19 protein-coding genes are annotated in these 16,671 nt (G+C 28.3%); 14 read left to right on the top strand and 5 right to left on the bottom strand.

What is annotated here, in order from left to right; all coding sequences use genetic code 11:
• The first annotated feature begins 92 nt into the window (after positions 1-92).
• Entirely contained in the window at positions 93-1,385 is a 1,293-nt protein-coding gene (tyrS, locus tag ACY2RX_RS14255; RefSeq protein WP_490104653.1) for a tyrosine--tRNA ligase, read from the top strand.
• A gap of 63 nt (positions 1,386-1,448) precedes the next feature.
• Here tyrS and ACY2RX_RS14250 read toward each other — a convergent pair whose 3' ends face one another.
• The 3 genes from ACY2RX_RS14250 to ACY2RX_RS14240 form a co-directional block, all read right to left on the bottom strand.
• Positions 1,449-1,892: a YHS domain-containing (seleno)protein gene (locus tag ACY2RX_RS14250; RefSeq protein ID WP_490104652.1), complete on the bottom strand. Its 444-nt coding sequence runs from the start codon at positions 1,890-1,892 to the stop codon at positions 1,449-1,451.
• Position 1,893: 1 nt separating this feature from the next.
• Complete coding sequence (locus ACY2RX_RS14245; protein ID WP_490104651.1) at positions 1,894-2,346, bottom strand: YHS domain-containing (seleno)protein; 453 nt, start codon at positions 2,344-2,346, stop codon at positions 1,894-1,896.
• A gap of 66 nt (positions 2,347-2,412) precedes the next feature.
• A complete protein-coding gene (locus ACY2RX_RS14240) occupies positions 2,413-3,387 on the bottom strand; it encodes a LuxE/PaaK family acyltransferase (protein WP_490104650.1) in 975 nt (324 codons plus the stop codon).
• A gap of 80 nt (positions 3,388-3,467) precedes the next feature.
• On the opposite strand from ACY2RX_RS14240, the gene ACY2RX_RS14235 reads away from it, so the two are divergent.
• The 9 genes from ACY2RX_RS14235 to ACY2RX_RS14195 all read left to right on the top strand — a co-directional run bounded on the left by ACY2RX_RS14235 (position 3,468) and on the right by ACY2RX_RS14195 (position 9,256).
• Complete coding sequence (locus tag ACY2RX_RS14235; protein WP_490104649.1) at positions 3,468-4,682, top strand: serpin family protein; 1,215 nt, start codon at positions 3,468-3,470, stop codon at positions 4,680-4,682.
• Between the two features lies 1 nt (position 4,683).
• Positions 4,684-5,055 carry a DUF6970 domain-containing protein gene (locus ACY2RX_RS14230; RefSeq protein ID WP_490104648.1) on the top strand — a complete coding sequence of 124 codons (372 nt, stop codon included), beginning with the start codon at positions 4,684-4,686 and terminating at the stop codon, positions 5,053-5,055.
• Positions 5,043-5,453, top strand: coding sequence for a hypothetical protein (locus tag ACY2RX_RS14225; RefSeq protein WP_490104647.1), 411 nt, complete (start codon positions 5,043-5,045; stop codon positions 5,451-5,453). The genes ACY2RX_RS14230 and ACY2RX_RS14225 overlap by 13 nt, the downstream gene beginning before the upstream one ends.
• Positions 5,454-5,456: 3 nt before the next feature.
• Positions 5,457-5,804 (top strand): DUF4377 domain-containing protein, encoded by a 348-nt coding sequence (locus tag ACY2RX_RS14220; RefSeq protein ID WP_490104646.1) that lies wholly within the window; start codon positions 5,457-5,459, stop codon positions 5,802-5,804.
• A gap of 11 nt (positions 5,805-5,815) precedes the next feature.
• Positions 5,816-6,508: a hypothetical protein gene (locus ACY2RX_RS14215; RefSeq protein ID WP_490104645.1), complete on the top strand. Its 693-nt coding sequence runs from the start codon at positions 5,816-5,818 to the stop codon at positions 6,506-6,508.
• A gap of 13 nt (positions 6,509-6,521) precedes the next feature.
• Positions 6,522-6,926 (top strand): hypothetical protein, encoded by a 405-nt coding sequence (locus ACY2RX_RS14210; protein ID WP_490104644.1) that lies wholly within the window; start codon positions 6,522-6,524, stop codon positions 6,924-6,926.
• Positions 6,927-6,930: 4 nt separating this feature from the next.
• Positions 6,931-7,473 (top strand): RNA polymerase sigma factor, encoded by a 543-nt coding sequence (locus ACY2RX_RS14205; protein WP_490104672.1) that lies wholly within the window; start codon positions 6,931-6,933, stop codon positions 7,471-7,473.
• 3 nt (positions 7,474-7,476) lie between these two features.
• A complete protein-coding gene (locus ACY2RX_RS14200; RefSeq protein ID WP_490104643.1) occupies positions 7,477-8,790 on the top strand; it encodes a porin family protein in 1,314 nt (437 codons plus the stop codon).
• 121 nt (positions 8,791-8,911) lie between these two features.
• Positions 8,912-9,256, top strand: a complete 345-nt coding sequence (locus tag ACY2RX_RS14195; protein ID WP_490104642.1) for a hypothetical protein — start codon at positions 8,912-8,914, stop codon at positions 9,254-9,256.
• Here ACY2RX_RS14195 and ACY2RX_RS14190 read toward each other — a convergent pair.
• On the bottom strand, positions 9,244-10,308 hold the full coding sequence (locus ACY2RX_RS14190; RefSeq protein WP_490104641.1) for an isoaspartyl peptidase/L-asparaginase family protein: 1,065 nt from the start codon (positions 10,306-10,308) through the stop codon (positions 9,244-9,246). The genes ACY2RX_RS14195 and ACY2RX_RS14190 overlap by 13 nt on opposite strands.
• A 109-nt stretch (positions 10,309-10,417) precedes the next feature.
• Here ACY2RX_RS14190 and amaB point away from each other — a divergent pair, with 109 nt between their 5' ends.
• The gene (gene amaB / locus ACY2RX_RS14185) at positions 10,418-11,959 is read left to right on the top strand and encodes an L-piperidine-6-carboxylate dehydrogenase (RefSeq protein ID WP_490104640.1); all 1,542 of its coding nucleotides are present in this window, start codon (positions 10,418-10,420) and stop codon (positions 11,957-11,959) included.
• An 84-nt stretch (positions 11,960-12,043) separates the two neighbouring features.
• Here amaB and ACY2RX_RS14180 read toward each other — a convergent pair whose 3' ends face one another.
• The gene (locus tag ACY2RX_RS14180) at positions 12,044-12,982 is read right to left on the bottom strand and encodes a lytic polysaccharide monooxygenase auxiliary activity family 9 protein (RefSeq protein WP_490104639.1); all 939 of its coding nucleotides are present in this window, start codon (positions 12,980-12,982) and stop codon (positions 12,044-12,046) included.
• A 241-nt stretch (positions 12,983-13,223) separates the two neighbouring features.
• Here ACY2RX_RS14180 and ACY2RX_RS14175 point away from each other — a divergent pair, with 241 nt between their 5' ends.
• The 3 genes from ACY2RX_RS14175 (at position 13,224) to ACY2RX_RS14165 (ending at position 16,618) form a co-directional block, all read left to right on the top strand.
• Complete coding sequence (locus tag ACY2RX_RS14175; protein ID WP_490104638.1) at positions 13,224-14,597, top strand: DUF1800 domain-containing protein; 1,374 nt, start codon at positions 13,224-13,226, stop codon at positions 14,595-14,597.
• 12 nt (positions 14,598-14,609) lie between these two features.
• On the top strand, positions 14,610-15,800 hold the full coding sequence (locus tag ACY2RX_RS14170; protein ID WP_490104637.1) for a DUF1501 domain-containing protein: 1,191 nt from the start codon (positions 14,610-14,612) through the stop codon (positions 15,798-15,800).
• A gap of 140 nt (positions 15,801-15,940) precedes the next feature.
• Positions 15,941-16,618 carry a hypothetical protein gene (locus ACY2RX_RS14165; protein ID WP_490104636.1) on the top strand — a complete coding sequence of 226 codons (678 nt, stop codon included), beginning with the start codon at positions 15,941-15,943 and terminating at the stop codon, positions 16,616-16,618.
• The last annotated feature ends 53 nt before the right edge of the window (positions 16,619-16,671 follow it).

The raw sequence follows: 16,671 nt of genomic DNA, 5'->3' as shown, positions 1-16,671 counted from the left end.
AGCTTTTTTTGGTTGATAAGTTTATCTTTGTCACGTTAAAAATAGACCTCACAGGTTTTTAAAACCTGTGAGGTCTGAAATTGAAGCTTACAATGAAGAATTTTATTAAAGAATTACAATGGAGAGGAATGTTGCATGACAGTATGCCAACAACAGAAGCGCACTTATTAGAAAAAATGAGAAGTGCCTATGTGGGTTTTGATCCTACTTCAGATTCTTTGCATATTGGTAATTTAGTACCCATTATGTTATTGGCACATTTTCAAAGAAGTGGGCACAAACCTATTGCTTTAGTTGGTGGAGCAACTGGTATGATTGGAGATCCTTCTGGGAAATCTTCTGAACGTAATTTGTTAGACGAAAAAACTTTACGCCACAATCAAGAAGCAATAAAAGCGCAATTAAGTCATTTTTTAGATTTTACTTCTAATGCAAAAAATGCAGCAGTTTTAGTTAATAATTACGATTGGATGAAAGAGTTTTCTTTCTTAGAATTTATACGGGATGTTGGTAAACACATTACCGTAAATTATATGATGGCAAAAGATTCTGTAAAAAACAGAATTGGGTCAGAATCTAAAGAAGGAATGTCTTTTACAGAGTTTACTTATCAACTTGTTCAAGGTTATGATTTTTTGCATTTATACCAAAACAACAATGCTTCTATACAAATGGGAGGTTCTGATCAATGGGGTAATATTACCACAGGAACAGAATTAATTAGAAGAATTGGTGGTGGCAAAGGCTATGCAATTACCTGTCCTTTAATTACAAAATCTGATGGTTCTAAATTCGGAAAATCTGAAGGCGGTAATGTTTGGTTAGATGCTAAAAGAACATCTGCTTATAAATTTTACCAATATTGGTTAAACACTTCTGATGAAGATGCAGAAAAGTATATTAAAATTTTTACTTTTCTAGACAAAGAAACGATTGATGCTTTGGTTGAAGAACATAAAGAAGCGCCTCACGTACGTGTTTTACAAAAACGTTTAGGAGAAGAAGTTACTGTGTTAGTGCACGGAAAAGATGAATATAAAAAAGCTATTGCAGCCTCAAAAATTCTCTTCGGAAAATCTACTGCAGATGATTTAAAATCTTTAGACGAACAAACATTTTTAGATGTTTTTGATGGTGTACCACAAGCTACAGTTACAACTTCTGATATAGCAAATGGTTTGGATATGATTGGTGCTTTAGCCGCCAAAACCAACTTTTTAAAATCGAATGGTGAAGCAAGAAGAGCTTTAAAAGAAAATGCAATTTCTGTAAATAAAGAAAAAGTAAAAGACGATTTTACCATTTCTAAAGAAGATTTAATTGCCAATAAATATGTGTTATTACAACGTGGAAAAAAGAGTTATTTTTTACTTAACGTAGAATAATATCTTATTAAAAATAGAGCTGAGTTAATTAACTCAGCTCTATTTTTCAACATAAAATCAACTTTATTTGTTAATGATTTTTTTCCAATTTGTATCTGCTTGTTTTTGCAGTTTTTCTGCGCCTTCTTTTGTCCACAATTTTAACGTATTTGTTCCCCAAGAATTATAAAACAAATACAGTTTTCCGTCTCTAATTTCAAACGTTTTTGGATTTATAGATACTTTTTCTCCTTTTAAACCAATTGCATACGCACAATATCCACCATATTGTGGTGTATATTTTTTGGGAGATTTTTTAAAAATTTCTAAATTTTCTTTAGATACAAATTTAAACTTAACGCCATTATAAGAAGTCACAAATTTCTTGTTTCCTTTTAATGCTGTGTTATTAAAATAAGCAACCACATCATAGCCATTTGCTATAAAACCTTTTTTGGTGTTGTAATCTGTTTTTTGTGAAAAAACGTTTGATGAAATAAGTAATAATAAAACAATAATTTTTTTCATTTTAATTCTTTTTGTTCTTTAATATTTTCCAGTTTTTTTCTCCTTTTTTTTGAAGCTTTGGAGTGTCTTCTTCTAACCAACTCTCTAGTTTATTAGAAAACCAAGCGTTGTAAAAAAGATATAATTTACCATCTCTAATTTCAAAAGTATTTGCATCAACATCTTTTTTTTTATTTTTTGCTGCAACTGCATAAGCACAAAAACCACCAAACTGAGGAATATATTTTTTAGGATTTTTATTAAAAAGTTCGAGGTTTTTATTTGATGAAAATTTAAATTTTACTCCATCAAAAGTGGTTTGAAATTTTTTATTTCCTTCTACTGGTTTTTTATTGTTAAAATAAGAAACCACATCAAATCCTTTTGCCATAAACCCATTGTCTGTATTATAATTGTTTTGTGCAAAAAAAGAAGATGAAATTGCTAGAAATAAAAATGTAATTAGGTTTTTCATCTTTTTAAATTTTATTTATAGTCGATAAAGTTATTTTAAAATTACAAAGAAACTTGTTAAACAATTTTATAACACCATTAAATTACAACCTCTAATATCAGAATTATCAAAACGCCCTATAATTTCGAAAGTGTTGTTTTTATAAACTCGACCCAAATCTTGCGTGGCAATAAAACTACAAGAATTGTAATTGGCTAAATCTATGATGTTAATTCCGCCCGTTTTTCCTGTTTTTTGAATAGTTAAAGCATCTTCTGGGTCTCTGGTTAAAATTTTCATCCAAGGTGGGGTTTTAAAAATTCCTTTTCCGTTAGAATATGCCTGACTTAATAATTCTGTCATTCCGTATTCTGAGTGAATTTCTTGTACAGAGAAACCTTTTTTAAGGATACTATGCAACTCCTCTCTAACAAGCTCTTTTCTTCTACCTTTCATACCACCAGTTTCCATAATTATGGTGTTTTTTAGATTAAATTGATGTTTTTCAATCAAATCTAACAAGGCAAATGAAACGCCAATTAAAAGTACTTTTTGTCCTTTTTTATCTAATTCTATTAACTTTTTTGCTAATTCTTCTAAATTGTTGAGGTAAAATCCACTTTCGGAGTTCTTAGTTTTTTTGATGAAATCATCAACCATAAAAATCAAAGAAGAACTTTTACGCTCTAAATAATTGGGCAACAAAGCTAGCACTACATAATCTTCTATATTTCCATAAAAATGGGCAAATCCTTTTAAATAACTTTCATTATACAAATTAATATCTGTAACAAAATGTTTGCTAGTAATACTACCTGTAGTACCAGAACTCTCAAAGGTTATCAAAGGTTTTTCTGTTGATGAAACAACTTTTCTTGTTCTAAAAAACTGAATGGGTAAAAACGGAATTTCATCAACTTTAGAAACATCTGAAGGATGAGCATACAATAAATCGCAAAAAGAACGATACACCTTATTGTTTGTGAATTGATGCTTAAAAATTTCTAAAGCAGTTTTTGTAAAATCTTCTTCAGATTGTATGTTAAAAATGTTTTTTATCATATTGTTTTGCAAAAATAACATTATTAGACGCAACCTTTTTAAAATTTTTACATCTTGTAAAAAAGAACAAATTATAATTTATGAAAACAAACTTCTTTATAACAATAGTCTGTTTTAGTTTTTTACTGCAATCTTGTTCATCTACAGATGAAAAGCAAGTTTCTTTTAGTTCAGTTTTAAAAGGAAAAGAATTTATATCAGCCAATAACAAATTTGCTTTTACTATTTTTAAAAAAATAACCAAAGAAGAAGACAAAGAAAATTATATGATTTCTCCTGTAAGTCTTTCTTTGGCTCTAGGAATGACCTATAATGGTGCAGAAAACGAAACAAAAACTGCATTTGAAAACACATTAAATTACACTGATTTTCTTGCTGAAGAAATTAACACAATTAATAAAGAAATTATAACTAATTTATCTGATAATTCTACAAGTTCTTTATTTAAAATTGCAAATTCTATTTGGATTGAAAAAGAGTTTGTTGTAAAAGAAAGTTTTATAAATACTAATAAAAATTATTATAATGCTGAAGTTGAAAAACTAGATTTTTCTAATGTTAATTCTGTAAACACGATAAATAATTGGGTTTCTGATAAGACTTATCAAAGAATTCCAAAAATAATTAATCAAATAAATAATAATGATTTAATGTTTCTAATTAACGCTATATATTTTAAAAGTAATTGGAAATATCATTTTACTAAAGAAGAAACTAAAGAACTCCCTTTTTATGGAGAAAAGGTTACCAAAAATGTAAAAATGATGCATCTAACAGCAGATTTATCTTTTTATGAAAATGAAAACTTTTCTGCTGTAAAACTACCCTATAAAAATGACAAGTTTTTAATGACTGTTTTACTTCCAAAAGAAGGGAAACAAACAAAAGATATTTCTAGTTTGTTAACTGCTAATAGTTGGAAAAATTGGAACACAAATTTTATGACAAAAGAAGTTGCTCTAGCAATGCCTAAATTTACTTTTTCTTATGAGAAAAATTTAAATAAATTACTTTCAGATTTAGGGTTAAGTGTTGCTTTTTCATCTTCTGCAAACTTTAGTAATATTAGTAATATACCGCTTTTTATTTCTTTTGTTTTACAAAAAACTTTTATAGAAGTTAATGAAAAAGGTACAGAAGCTGCAGCTGTTACTGCTGTTGGAATTAGCACAACATCTGTAGGTCAATCAAAAAAAACAGTAAATTTAAATAAACCTTTTTTATATATAATTACAGAAAGAGAAACAGGTTCTATATGCTTTATTGGTAAAATTGGGATGCCTAAAAATGATTAATATGAAAAGCTATTTTTTTACAATTATATCTATTGTATTGTTTATTTCTTGTAGTGAAACAAAAGAATTAAACACCACTACTTGCAACATAAATAAACCTCTTGAAGAATTAACTTGGTTAAAAGAAATGAAACGTTCTTTTGAATTGTCTTCTTCCTCTTTTTCTCTTCAAAAAAGAAAAATAATTCAATATACATACAACAATAAAACCGTTTTTTTAATTGATGGATGTGTGGGTTGTGCAGATAATTTAACAACCGTTTATAATTGCGAAGGCAGTAAAATTTGCGAGTTTGGCGGAATTGCAGGGTTAAATACTTGCCCTGATTTTGATAAAAATGCAACTAACAAAATTGTTTTATGGGAAAATTAAAAACAATAGTATTCGTAACAATCTTTCTTTCATTTCTTTCTTGTTCAGAAAATAAGACAGAAATTGAAAATACAATTGACGGAAAATGGAATGTAACTCAAATTATTGGAGGTTTTAGTAAACCTAAAAATTACAACTTAGGTGATGTAACTTGGACTTTCGATTTAAAAAAAGAAACAGTAACCATTGTAAATAAAGCTGATATTTTTGATACATATAATGTTCCAAGTTTTACTAATAACCAAAGTGGCATTTATCCTTTTAAAATAGTAACAGAAAACAAAATGGATTACTTATTAGTTAAAAATAGAAAAGGTGAAATTAAATTTACAAAAGCAGGTTTAACTATAGATTATGGCATTTCTGTAGATGATATTGCTTATATTCTTAAAAGATAAATTATGAAAAAAAGTTTGTTGTTTTTATTGATCAGCTGTTTCTTTTTATCCTGTGAAAACAGTAATACTTTACAAGAAAATGAAAAACTACTTTTCATAGCTTCAAAAAAAACAGATTGTGTTGGCGTTGGTTTACAAAAGTGTTTATTAATTAAAGAAAAAGAAGGACAAAACTGGAGTTATTTATATAATTCAATTAAAGGTTTTAATTACGAAGAGGGTTTTGAGTATCAAGTTTTAGTTACAGAAAAACATATAGAAAACCCACCAGAAGATGCATCTTCAATAGAACTAACTTTAGTTAAAATTATTTCAAAAATTAAAACAACCTCAAAAAAATTACCGAATTAAAAATATAAATTATGAACCTTAAAAACATCTTATTATTATTCGTTTTTGCAACCATAGTTTCTTGCGAAAGCAATGAACCAAATATAGATTCAGATAATTTTTTAATTGGTGCTTGGGTTGATGCAACTTATAATGATGAAAAAATAACTTTTAAACGAGGAAATGAATTGCCAAAAGAAGCTTATGGTGTTTTATTTAAAGCTGATGGTAGTTTTATAACACGTTCTTCTGGTTGGTGTGGCACACCTCCTTTAACTTTTTTTAATATTAATGGTAATTGGAAACTTAATAACAACCTTATAGAAATTTCTACACAATCTTATTTAAACAGTTTTGGCTGGAGAATTATTGAACTCACAAAAGATAAATTGGTAGTAAAAAGAGAAGTAACTGAGCAAGAAAAAGACCATAGAAAACTTATAAATTTATATGATGAAATTTATAAGTTAGCATTTAATCAGCCTTGTACAGATGATGCAGATTGGACATTTACTGCTTATGGATCAAAAGCTTGTGGTGGCCCGCAAGGTTATTTACCCTATTCTAAAAAAATTGATACAACCGCTTTTTTGAAAAAAGTAGCAACCTATACAAAAGCAGAAAAAGAATTTAATATAAAATGGGGCATTGTTTCTACTTGCAATATTCCTAATCAACCAAAAAGCATAAAATGCTATAATGGTTCTGTAATTGTAAACTATTAAAAAACAAAAGATTATGAAGAAAATTATCACACTTTTAGTAAGCATTTTTATTTTGTCTTCTTGTTTAAACGACAAAGATGATTTCAATTTTAAATATGAATATTTACCTATAGATTCGTATACAACTCCTACGTCTTTTACTTACGGAGAAAAAGACACTGTTAAAGTAAAATACACTTTAAAAAACAGTTGTTATAATTTTAACAATATTTATTACGCATACCAAGATACCGCAAGAATTGTGGCTGTAAATGCAATTGTTTCATTAGATAAAGATTGTAAAGAAGTAACTACTCAAAAAGAATACAAAATTATTGTAGAGGTTAGACAAAAAAAAGACTATTTATTTAAGTTTTGGAAAGGAAAAGATAGTAATGGTAAAAATATTTTTGAAGAAGTTACAGTTCCTGTAAATTAGTAATATCAAACTAAAAGAACTCATAGCAAAATGTTGCCAAAAAGAATTGGCTGCTCAATCAGAATTATATCAATTATATGCTGATGTTCTTTTTACGTTATGTTTAAAATATTCTAAAAATTTACAAGATGCAGAAGACACTTTACAAGATAGTTTTTTAACCATTTTTGATAAAATAAATCAGTATAAAAATAAAGGTTCTTTTGAAGGCTGGTTAAAACGAATTACCATAAACACAGCAATACTAAAATATAGAAACAAAACACCTTTACAGATTGTAAAAGAAGTACCAAATAATGATAATTTTGAGGAGTTAGATTTAGAAAACACAACTGTTAATTTAGATGTATTGTTACGTTTTATTCAGCAATTACCAGATAGATACAGGTTGGTTTTTAATTTATATGTTTTAGATAATTATTCTCACAAAGAAATAGCTACATTATTAAAAATTTCTGAAGGAACCTCAAAATCTAACCTGTCTAGAGCAAGAAAAATTTTAAAAGAACAGTTAGAATTGTATCAAAAAAAAGCGAAAAAAGCATAGTTTATGAATCCAAATAATATCGATAGATTGTTTCAAGAAAAACTCAAAAATTTGGAGGCAACTCCAAACAAAAGAGTTTGGAATGCTATCGAATCTAAACTTAAAAAGAAAAAACGTCGCATTTTACCAATTTGGTGGTTTACTAGCGGAATTGCGGCAATATTTATTTTGGGTTTGTTGTTCTTTCCTTTTTCTAATGATAAAACTATTCTAGATAAAAAGAACACTAAAACTATAATTACTGAAGCTCCAAAAAAAGAAAATAAAACCATAATTACGCATAAAACAGATACTACAATTAAAAATAATACTGTTAGAGAAAAAGTGCTAATTGCTAATAAAAAAAGAAAAAATACACTTCAAAAAAATAATGAAACAAAGAAATTAGTTAGCACAAAAAAAGCTATGAAAAAGATTTTTTTAGCCAATAATTCTAAAGAAGAAAAAACAGTTTCAGAAAAAAAAGAAATTGTTATTTCTGAAGAAAAGAGAAAAAATAACGCTATCAAAAAAGAAAAAATGAATGGTCAAGATGTTAAGAAAGTAGAAAAAAAATCAACCAGAAAAAAAGTAGATATTACTAAATATATAGAAAAAAAAGATACAATTCTTATTACAAAAAAGATAAAAAACAAATGGGCTTTTTCTCCTGTTTTTGGTGTTTTAAAATCTAATTCTTTTTCAAATACATCTCCAATAGATAAAAATTTATCAAACTCTACCATTGGTAAAAGTTCTTTTTCTTATGGTATAAAAGTAGAATATCAAATTAATAAAAAATGGACTGTTAAAACCGGAATTCATTCTCAAAAAATGAGTTATGTTAACAATCAAGTCTCAGCAATTTCTCTTGCTTCAACAAAGACTTCTGCTGTTACTTTTAAAAACGATGCGTCCTTTTCTTTTGATAGTACAGGAAAATCTAATCAAAGTTCTCTTATCAATTCCGCTAATTTAAATGGAGACTTAAACCAAACGTTTGGTTATATAGAAATTCCTTTAGAAATAAAATATAATTTTTTTAGTAGTAAAAAATTTAACACTCATGCTGTTATAGGTTTTAGTTCGCTATTTTTAAATAAAAATGAAGTGAATTTAAATACTCCATTTTTATTAAAAGAAGGAAAAGCTAACAACCTTAACAATATTAATTTTAGTGGAAACTTTGGCTTCGATTTTAATTACCAAGTAAATAAAAAATGGTCTGTTAATCTTAATCCAATGTTTAAAGGCCAATTAAATACTTTTAGGAATAAAGCTAATGGTTTTTCGCCTTTTCAAATTGGTATTTATACTGGCTTAAAATATAAATTTTAACCTTTTAACTATTACTTTGTAGCATTAAACGAATAGTACTAAAAGTTTTAACTAAAAAAATAATAATCAATTCAAACTAATAAGTAAATTTGTGTATTGTTTAACCCCTAAAAAAAGAAAAATGACATTTTTAACGACTACCTACAAAACCCTAAGTGGAACAAAAGAAGTTATAGAAATTAGCAATAAAAAATCTACTCAATGGGTAATTTACCAAGATGGTAAGCCAAAATATTTTACAGATTTTTTTGATTTAGAAATAGAATCTAATGCAATGATGAATAGTTTGGTTTTATGCACAAAAAGATCTATAGACGATGTGTTAAAAATAATAAATAAAAGAAACAATATTAACTTATCTATTCCAAAAATATCGCGTTTAGGAATTAAAAAGAAACTAAAATCTGAACCTATAGAACTAGAATTAAAACCTCTTCCAGAAAAGTGGTTGGCTTATTCTTTGTAAATTTTTACAATTAATTCGTCTTTATCATTCATAGAAGCTCTGTACATACCAGCAGTATTAAATTCAAAAGACATATTTCCGTTTTTGTCTAAAGCAACAACTCCTCCTGTACCACCCAATTTTGTCAATTTATTTTGAATCACATCTTGTGTAGCTTCTTTTAATGTTTTTTGTTGATATTCCATTTGAGCAGAAATATCATAAGCAACCTGATTTCTTATAAAATATTCTCCCCAACCCGTAGATGAAACTCCGCAAGTATTATTATTTGCATAAGTTCCAGCACCAATAATTGGTGAATCTCCTATTCTTCCCCAGCGTTTGTTAGTCATTCCTCCAGTAGAAGTTCCAGCAGCAATATTTCCATTTTTATCTAATGCAACACAACCAACAGTTCCATATTTTGCGTTTTTGATATCAGCATCATAAAAAGCCGCTTTTTTATCATTATGGTCTAATTCTGTTTTAGCTTTGTTTTTAATTCTTTGAAGTGATTTAAAACGTCTTTCTGTATAAAAATAACTAGGGTCTACAATTTCTAATCCTTTTTCTTTTGCAAATGTTGATGCTCCTTTCCCAGAAAGCATCACATGATCTGAGTCTGTCATTACTTTTATTGCTAATTCTATGGGGCTTTTTACATTTGTAACACCAGCAACAGCTCCTGCGTTTAATGTTTTTCCATCCATAAAAGAAGCATCTAATTCGTTGGTTTCTTCATAAGTAAAAACGGCTCCCTTGCCAGCATTAAATAATGGTGATTCTTCCATAACTTGAATCGTTTTCATTACTGCTTCTTGGCTAGTGCCACCATTTTTTAAAATAGTATGTCCAACTTTTATAGCTTCTTCTAATTTTGCTTTGTAGGCAGCTTCTTTTTCATCAGACATATTTTTCTTTAAAATTGTACCAGCTCCACCATGTATAATTATAGCAAAATCATTTCTTTTTTTTTGTTGATGAATATTCGTGTCAGAATTATTCTTTTTTGTTGATGAGTTACAACTAATTAATACAGATAATAAAACGATAAGAAGGCTTATTTTTTTCATTTTTTGTTTGATTTTAAACAAAAATAATAGATTTTGTTTAATTTATAAATATGTAAAATTATTTGTAATTTCGTTCTTCTAATTTAAACAACTTAAACGTAACTGCAAAATGACTGATTTTGGAATTAAAGAAGCCTTACAACAATTAGGTTTAAAAGAAATAAATAACGGAACCTCTACTGGCTCAAATAATTTTTCTAACGGAGAAGTTATAGAAAGTTATTCTCCCGTTGATGGAAAATTAATAGGAAAAGTAAAAACTACAACAAGAGCAGATTACGACAAAGTAATGGAAACAGCTACTAAAGCTTTTTTAAGTTTTAGAGATATGCCAGCTCCGCAAAGAGGTGAAATTGTACGTCAATTTGGAAACAAATTAAGAGACTTAAAAGAACCCTTAGGTAAATTAGTTTCTTACGAAATGGGAAAATCTTTGCAAGAAGGTTATGGTGAGGTTCAAGAAATGATTGACATCTGTGATTTTGCAGTGGGTTTATCAAGACAATTAAACGGACAAACCATTCCGTCTGAAAGACCAGGACACGTAATGAGAGAACAATGGCATCCAATTGGTGTTGTTGGTATTATATCAGCTTTTAACTTTCCGGTTGCTGTTTGGGCTTGGAACACAGCTTTAGCGTGGATTTGTGGAGATGTTTGTGTTTGGAAAGCTTCTGAAAAAGCACCTTTATGTGCTGTTGCTTGCCAAAATATTATTGCAGAAATTTTAAAAGAAAATAATTTACCAGAAGGTATTTCTTGTATTATAAGCGGAGATTATAAAGTTGGAGAAATGATGACTACTGATTCTAGAATTCCTTTGGTTTCTGCTACTGGATCTACAAGAATGGGTAGAACTGTAGGAGCAACAGTTGCAGAACGTTTTGGAAAATCTTTATTAGAATTAGGAGGAAATAATGCCATTATTATTACGCCTTCTGCGGATTTAAAAGTGGTAGTTCCTGGTGCTGTTTTTGGTGCTGTTGGAACTTGTGGACAACGTTGTACATCAACAAGAAGATTAATTATTCACGAATCGGTTTACGATAAAGTAAGAGATGCAATTGTGGGTGCCTACAAACAATTAACTATTGGAAATCCGTTAGACGAAAAAAATCATATTGGTCCGTTAATTGACAAAGATGCTGTAAACACCTATTTAGTCGCTATTAAAAAAGCAAAAGCAGAAGGAGGAAATGTATTGGTTAAAGGCGGTGTTTTAGAAGGAGAAGGTTACGAAAGCGGTTGCTATGTAAAACCAGCAATTATTGAAGCTGAAAATCATTTTGATATTGTACAACATGAAACTTTTGCACCAATTTTATATTTGATGAAATATTCAGGAGAAGTAGAAAATGCGATTGATAAACAAAATGGAGTTGCTCAAGGTTTATCATCAGCAATTATGACCAATGAAATGAAAGAAGCAGAGAAATTCTTGTCTTATGCGGGTTCAGATTGTGGAATTGCCAATGTAAATATTGGTACTTCTGGTGCTGAAATTGGTGGTGCTTTTGGAGGTGAAAAAGAAACTGGTGGTGGACGTGAATCTGGTTCTGATGCTTGGAAAATATATATGAGAAGGCAAACAAACACTATAAACTATTCAGACGAATTACCTTTAGCACAAGGCATAAAGTTTGATTTGTAAAAGAAAGAAATTACTTTTTAAATATACAAACGTCACATCTTTCGATGTGACGTTTGTATATTTAAAATAAAAGATAATGAAACCTTATTTTTGTATAACCATTTTTAATGATTGCCTAAAACTATCAGCTTTAAAAACTAAAAAATAAATACCACTACTTAAATTTCCTCCATTAAAAGTTACTTCATATTCACCTGGAGATTGAGAACTATTGGTTAATGTATAAATTTCTTTGCCTGCTATATCATATACTTTTATAGTTACAAAACTATCTTTCTTTAAATTATAACTAATTCTACTTTCTGAAGAAAAAGGATTTGGATAATTTTGTTTTAAATTAAATTGAGAGTGTTCAAAATTATCATTTAACAAAGTGCTACCAAAATCTACATCACTCGTAGAATAAAAAGCTTCTTGGCTATCAGATCTCTGCCAAATACTGTAAATAACATGTTTGCCTGTTCTTGATGGTAAAGTAACCGGAATATCAACACGTTTTGCAGCTTCGCTTGGGTTTGTTCTAACAAGAAGCTCAAGACTCTGCCATGTTAATTGTTGGTCTGGAGTCCAATTTTCTTTTGTAATATACACTTCGTAATAGGCTGTTTCGTGTGGCGCAGAATTTTTCCAAGTAACAGTAAAAGCTCCAGGAGACACAGGAGTTGCTACCCAATCTGAACGTACTTGATCCATTCCTCCATATTTATCAGGATTACCGCCACTGGCTAAATTACCATTCATTATTAGAGACATATGTTTACTATTAGCTTCTAGTTGGCTAATTGCATTCCAATCATATAATGGTTGAGTACCATAAGAAATAACTGCAGCAATGCAAGCTGCAGAAGTTGGTCTTTCTGGATTTTCTAGATAACAATTCCAAACACGACTTGCTGGGCTAATTACAGTTCCATGAGAAAAAATTTTTTGATTGATTGAGAATAATAAAAAAAGTAAGATAAAAAAGACGTTTATAAATTTGTTTAAACTGTCTTTAGTTAATTTTAGGGGAAAAGTTTTCATAAATAAAATAATTAAGTTAATAAAAAATACAGCTATTAAAAAATGCTGATATACAAGATACAACGGGTAACTGCTTACTTTTATTTTACCATAAAAAAGTAAAATGTATTTCTATATTTAGCAATAACTTTGTTTTTACAACTACTTTTAGACTGTTCTATATAAAAAAATTGGATTTTATGCTGAAAGAAATATTAAGTTTAAATTTTAAACTATTTATAGTTTAATTAGTCTTAACGGTATGAAATCTGCACATATACAACACTTATATAACAGAATTGGTTTTGGTATTTCTCTTAAAGAATTAAAACGATTATCAAAAAAAAGTAAAAAGGAAGTGGTAGAAGAATTGTTTATTTCTTCTAAAAAAACAACAAAAATAAAAGTTGATACTTCTTATCTTAAATGTTTAACATACAGTGATTTAAAAAACAAAGAGAAGAGGAGAGAACTTCAAAAAATCAGTAGAAAAAAGATATTTGAGTTTTCTAACGCTTGGTTTTATCAACTAAATCATCCATCAGAAATTCTAAGAGAAAAAATGACCTTGTTTTGGGCAAATCATTTTGTGTGCGAAAACAAAAATATTTTATACGTTCAGAAATACAACAATACTTTACGCAAAAATGCATTGGGTAATTTTAAAGATTTCACCAAAATCATTTCTAAAGAAGCAGCAATGCTTAACTATTTAAACAACAAACAAAACAGAAAAAAAAGTCCGAATGAGAATTTTGCTAGAGAATTAATGGAACTTTTTACACTAGGGCAAGATCAATATACAGAAAAAGACATTAAAGAAGCTGCTAGAGCTTTTACAGGTTACAATCATAAATTGAATGGGGATTTTATCCTTAGAAAAAAACATTATGATAAAAACGATAAAACTTTTTTTGGTAAAACTGGTAATTTTTCTGGTGATGATATTATAGACATCATCTTAGAAAAAAAGCAGTGTGCAAAATTTATTTCAGAAAAAATCTATACCTATTTTGTAAATGACAACATCAATAAAAAACATATAAAAAAAATGACTAAAGTTTTCTATAGAGATTATAGTATAGAAAACTTAATGCGTTACATTTTGCTTTCTAAATGGTTTTATGATGCTGATAATATTGGCACAAAAATAAAATCGCCAATAGAATTTTTAGTAGGTATTAATACAGTTGTGCCTTATCAATTTAAAAAACCAAAGCAAATTTTACTTGTTCAAAAATTATTAGGACAAGTATTAATGAAACCGCCCAATGTTGCAGGTTGGAAAACTGGTAGAAATTGGATTGATAGCAACACTATTGTTACACGTTTACGATTGCCATCAATATTATTAAATAATGCTCAAATTGCGTATTCAGAAAAAGGTGATGAAGAAACAATGATTACCAATTTTAAAAGCAAAAAACTAAGAAAACAAGCTTTTATAAAAGTAGCTGCAGATTGGCGTTCTTTTGAAAAAAATCACAAAAATGAATCTCATAAAGATTTAATTCACCAAGTAATAACAACAAAACTGAATAAAGGAACCGCAAAAATGTTAGAAAGAAATCAAAAACTTTCTAAACAGAATTATGTTGTACAATTAATGAGTTTACCTGAATATCAACTTTGCTAAATTTTAAAAATTATGAAACGTAGAGATTTTTTAAAACAGACAACTTTTGCTTCAGGTATGTTTTTTGTGCCTCAGTTTTTAAAAGCTTTTGAGCAGCAACCAACCAAAACATTCAGCAATAAAAAAGTGGTCATTATTCAGCTAAAAGGTGGTAATGACGGACTTAACACAGTTGTTCCTTTTAACAACGATATTTATTATCAGCAAAGAAATAACATTGCCATACAACCAAACAATTTATTTAAAATTACAGACCAAGTTGGGCTGCATAAAAGCTTACAACCATTACAAAAAATGTACGACCAAGGTTTTGTAAGTATTATAAACAATGTGGGGTATCCAAACCCAAATTTGTCGCATTTTAGAGCTACAGATATTTGGCAAACTGCTAGCGATAGCAATCAGTATTTACAAAATGGTTGGGTAGGACGTTATTTAGATTTTACTAACGGAAAACCTTATAATGCCATAGAAGTTGACCAAAGTTTGTCTTTAATGTTAAAAGGAAAAACAAAAAACGGATTGGCAATTACCAACCCAAAAATGTTTTATAATTCTATGCGTGCGCCATTTTTTAATAACGTTGTAAACAATTATAATGATGCGCATTTAAGCGAACACAACTTAGGATATTTATACAATACAATGATTGAGGCAAAATCGTCTGCAAAACATATTTTTGAAAAAAGTAAGACCAAAAGTACTGCTGCTGCATATCCAAAAAACCTATTTGGCAAACAATTAAAAACCATTTCTCAGTTTATAAATTCAGGATTAGAAACTCAGGTTTATTATGCAGGTTTAAGCGGATTTGACACACACGCAAATCAGCCAAATACGCAAGCAAGATTGTTAAAATTATATGCAGAAAGTATGGCCATTTTTGTTGATGATTTAGAAAAAAGTAACACTTTTAAAGATGTCTTAATTCTTACTTTTTCTGAGTTTGGCAGACGTGTAAAACAAAACGAATCTAAAGGTACAGATCATGGAACCGCAAACAATGTTTTTGTGATAGGAAAAAATCTAAAAAAACAAGGTTTGTATAATAATTTGCCAAACTTAGGTGATTTAGATAAAAACGGGAATCTTAAATACGAAATTGACTTTAGAGAAATTTACGCTACAATTCTAGACAAATGGTTACAAGTAGATGATGCTGCAATTTTAAATAAATCTTTTTCTAAATTGAATATTGTTTAAAATTTTTCCTTTTAAAGCAAATTAATAAACTTGACTTTCTAAAAAAAAATCTGTCTGCTAACTTCGTTTAACTTCTGATATAAGTCATTGAAACGACGTCATATCAGTTTACACGTTGCCAATAATACAAAACCGACCAAATGCAAAATTTTGAAACATCTATAAATGCAATAAACTTAATTATTGTATTTGGATTTTTAATCTTATTTATAAGTTCAGTTGCATACGCTGAAAGTAAGTTAAAAGTTAGTAATCTATTTTACGAAAAACAGGAAAATCTATTGTTCACAGCAATAATTTTATTTGTTGGATTATTAATAACTTTTTTCATCGTAAAAAACTCATTTACGGAATTTTATAATTCTTCGATGTTCGGAATTACAATTTTGATACTAAAAGTAATTATTGCAACTTTTGTGTCGAAAAAAGCTTCTGAATTGGGTCGAAACGGAATTATTTGGTGGTTTTTAAGTTTTCTTGAATTTCATATCACTTTAATTGTTTTAAGTCAGTCAAATAAATTACTAGACATAAAAGGAGAATATAAAATAAAAATTAAAGAACTGAATAAATCTGCTTTGAATAGAATTAAAGCAATCCGTAAATCATTAAAAAATGGAATAATAAATACAAAAGAAAAAGAACGAGAAGAATCTGAAATAAGAATAAATTACAAATCTGAATTAGAAAAAATATTAGACGAAACAGAAACTAACATTATGAATTCAAAACTTGAATTTGCTTTCAAAAACGGAATAATTTCGGAGAATGAATATTCAAGAAAAAAAAGAAAAGACACTATCCAAAATTTTGTGTAACTAGAATTTCAGAGGGTTTAACTAATTTAGAGTTGAATCCTTTTTTCAAATAT

The sequence above is a fragment of the Polaribacter sp. 2405UD43-2 genome (genome assembly GCF_058147125.1).
This window is presented reverse-complemented; position numbering and strand designations above follow the sequence as displayed.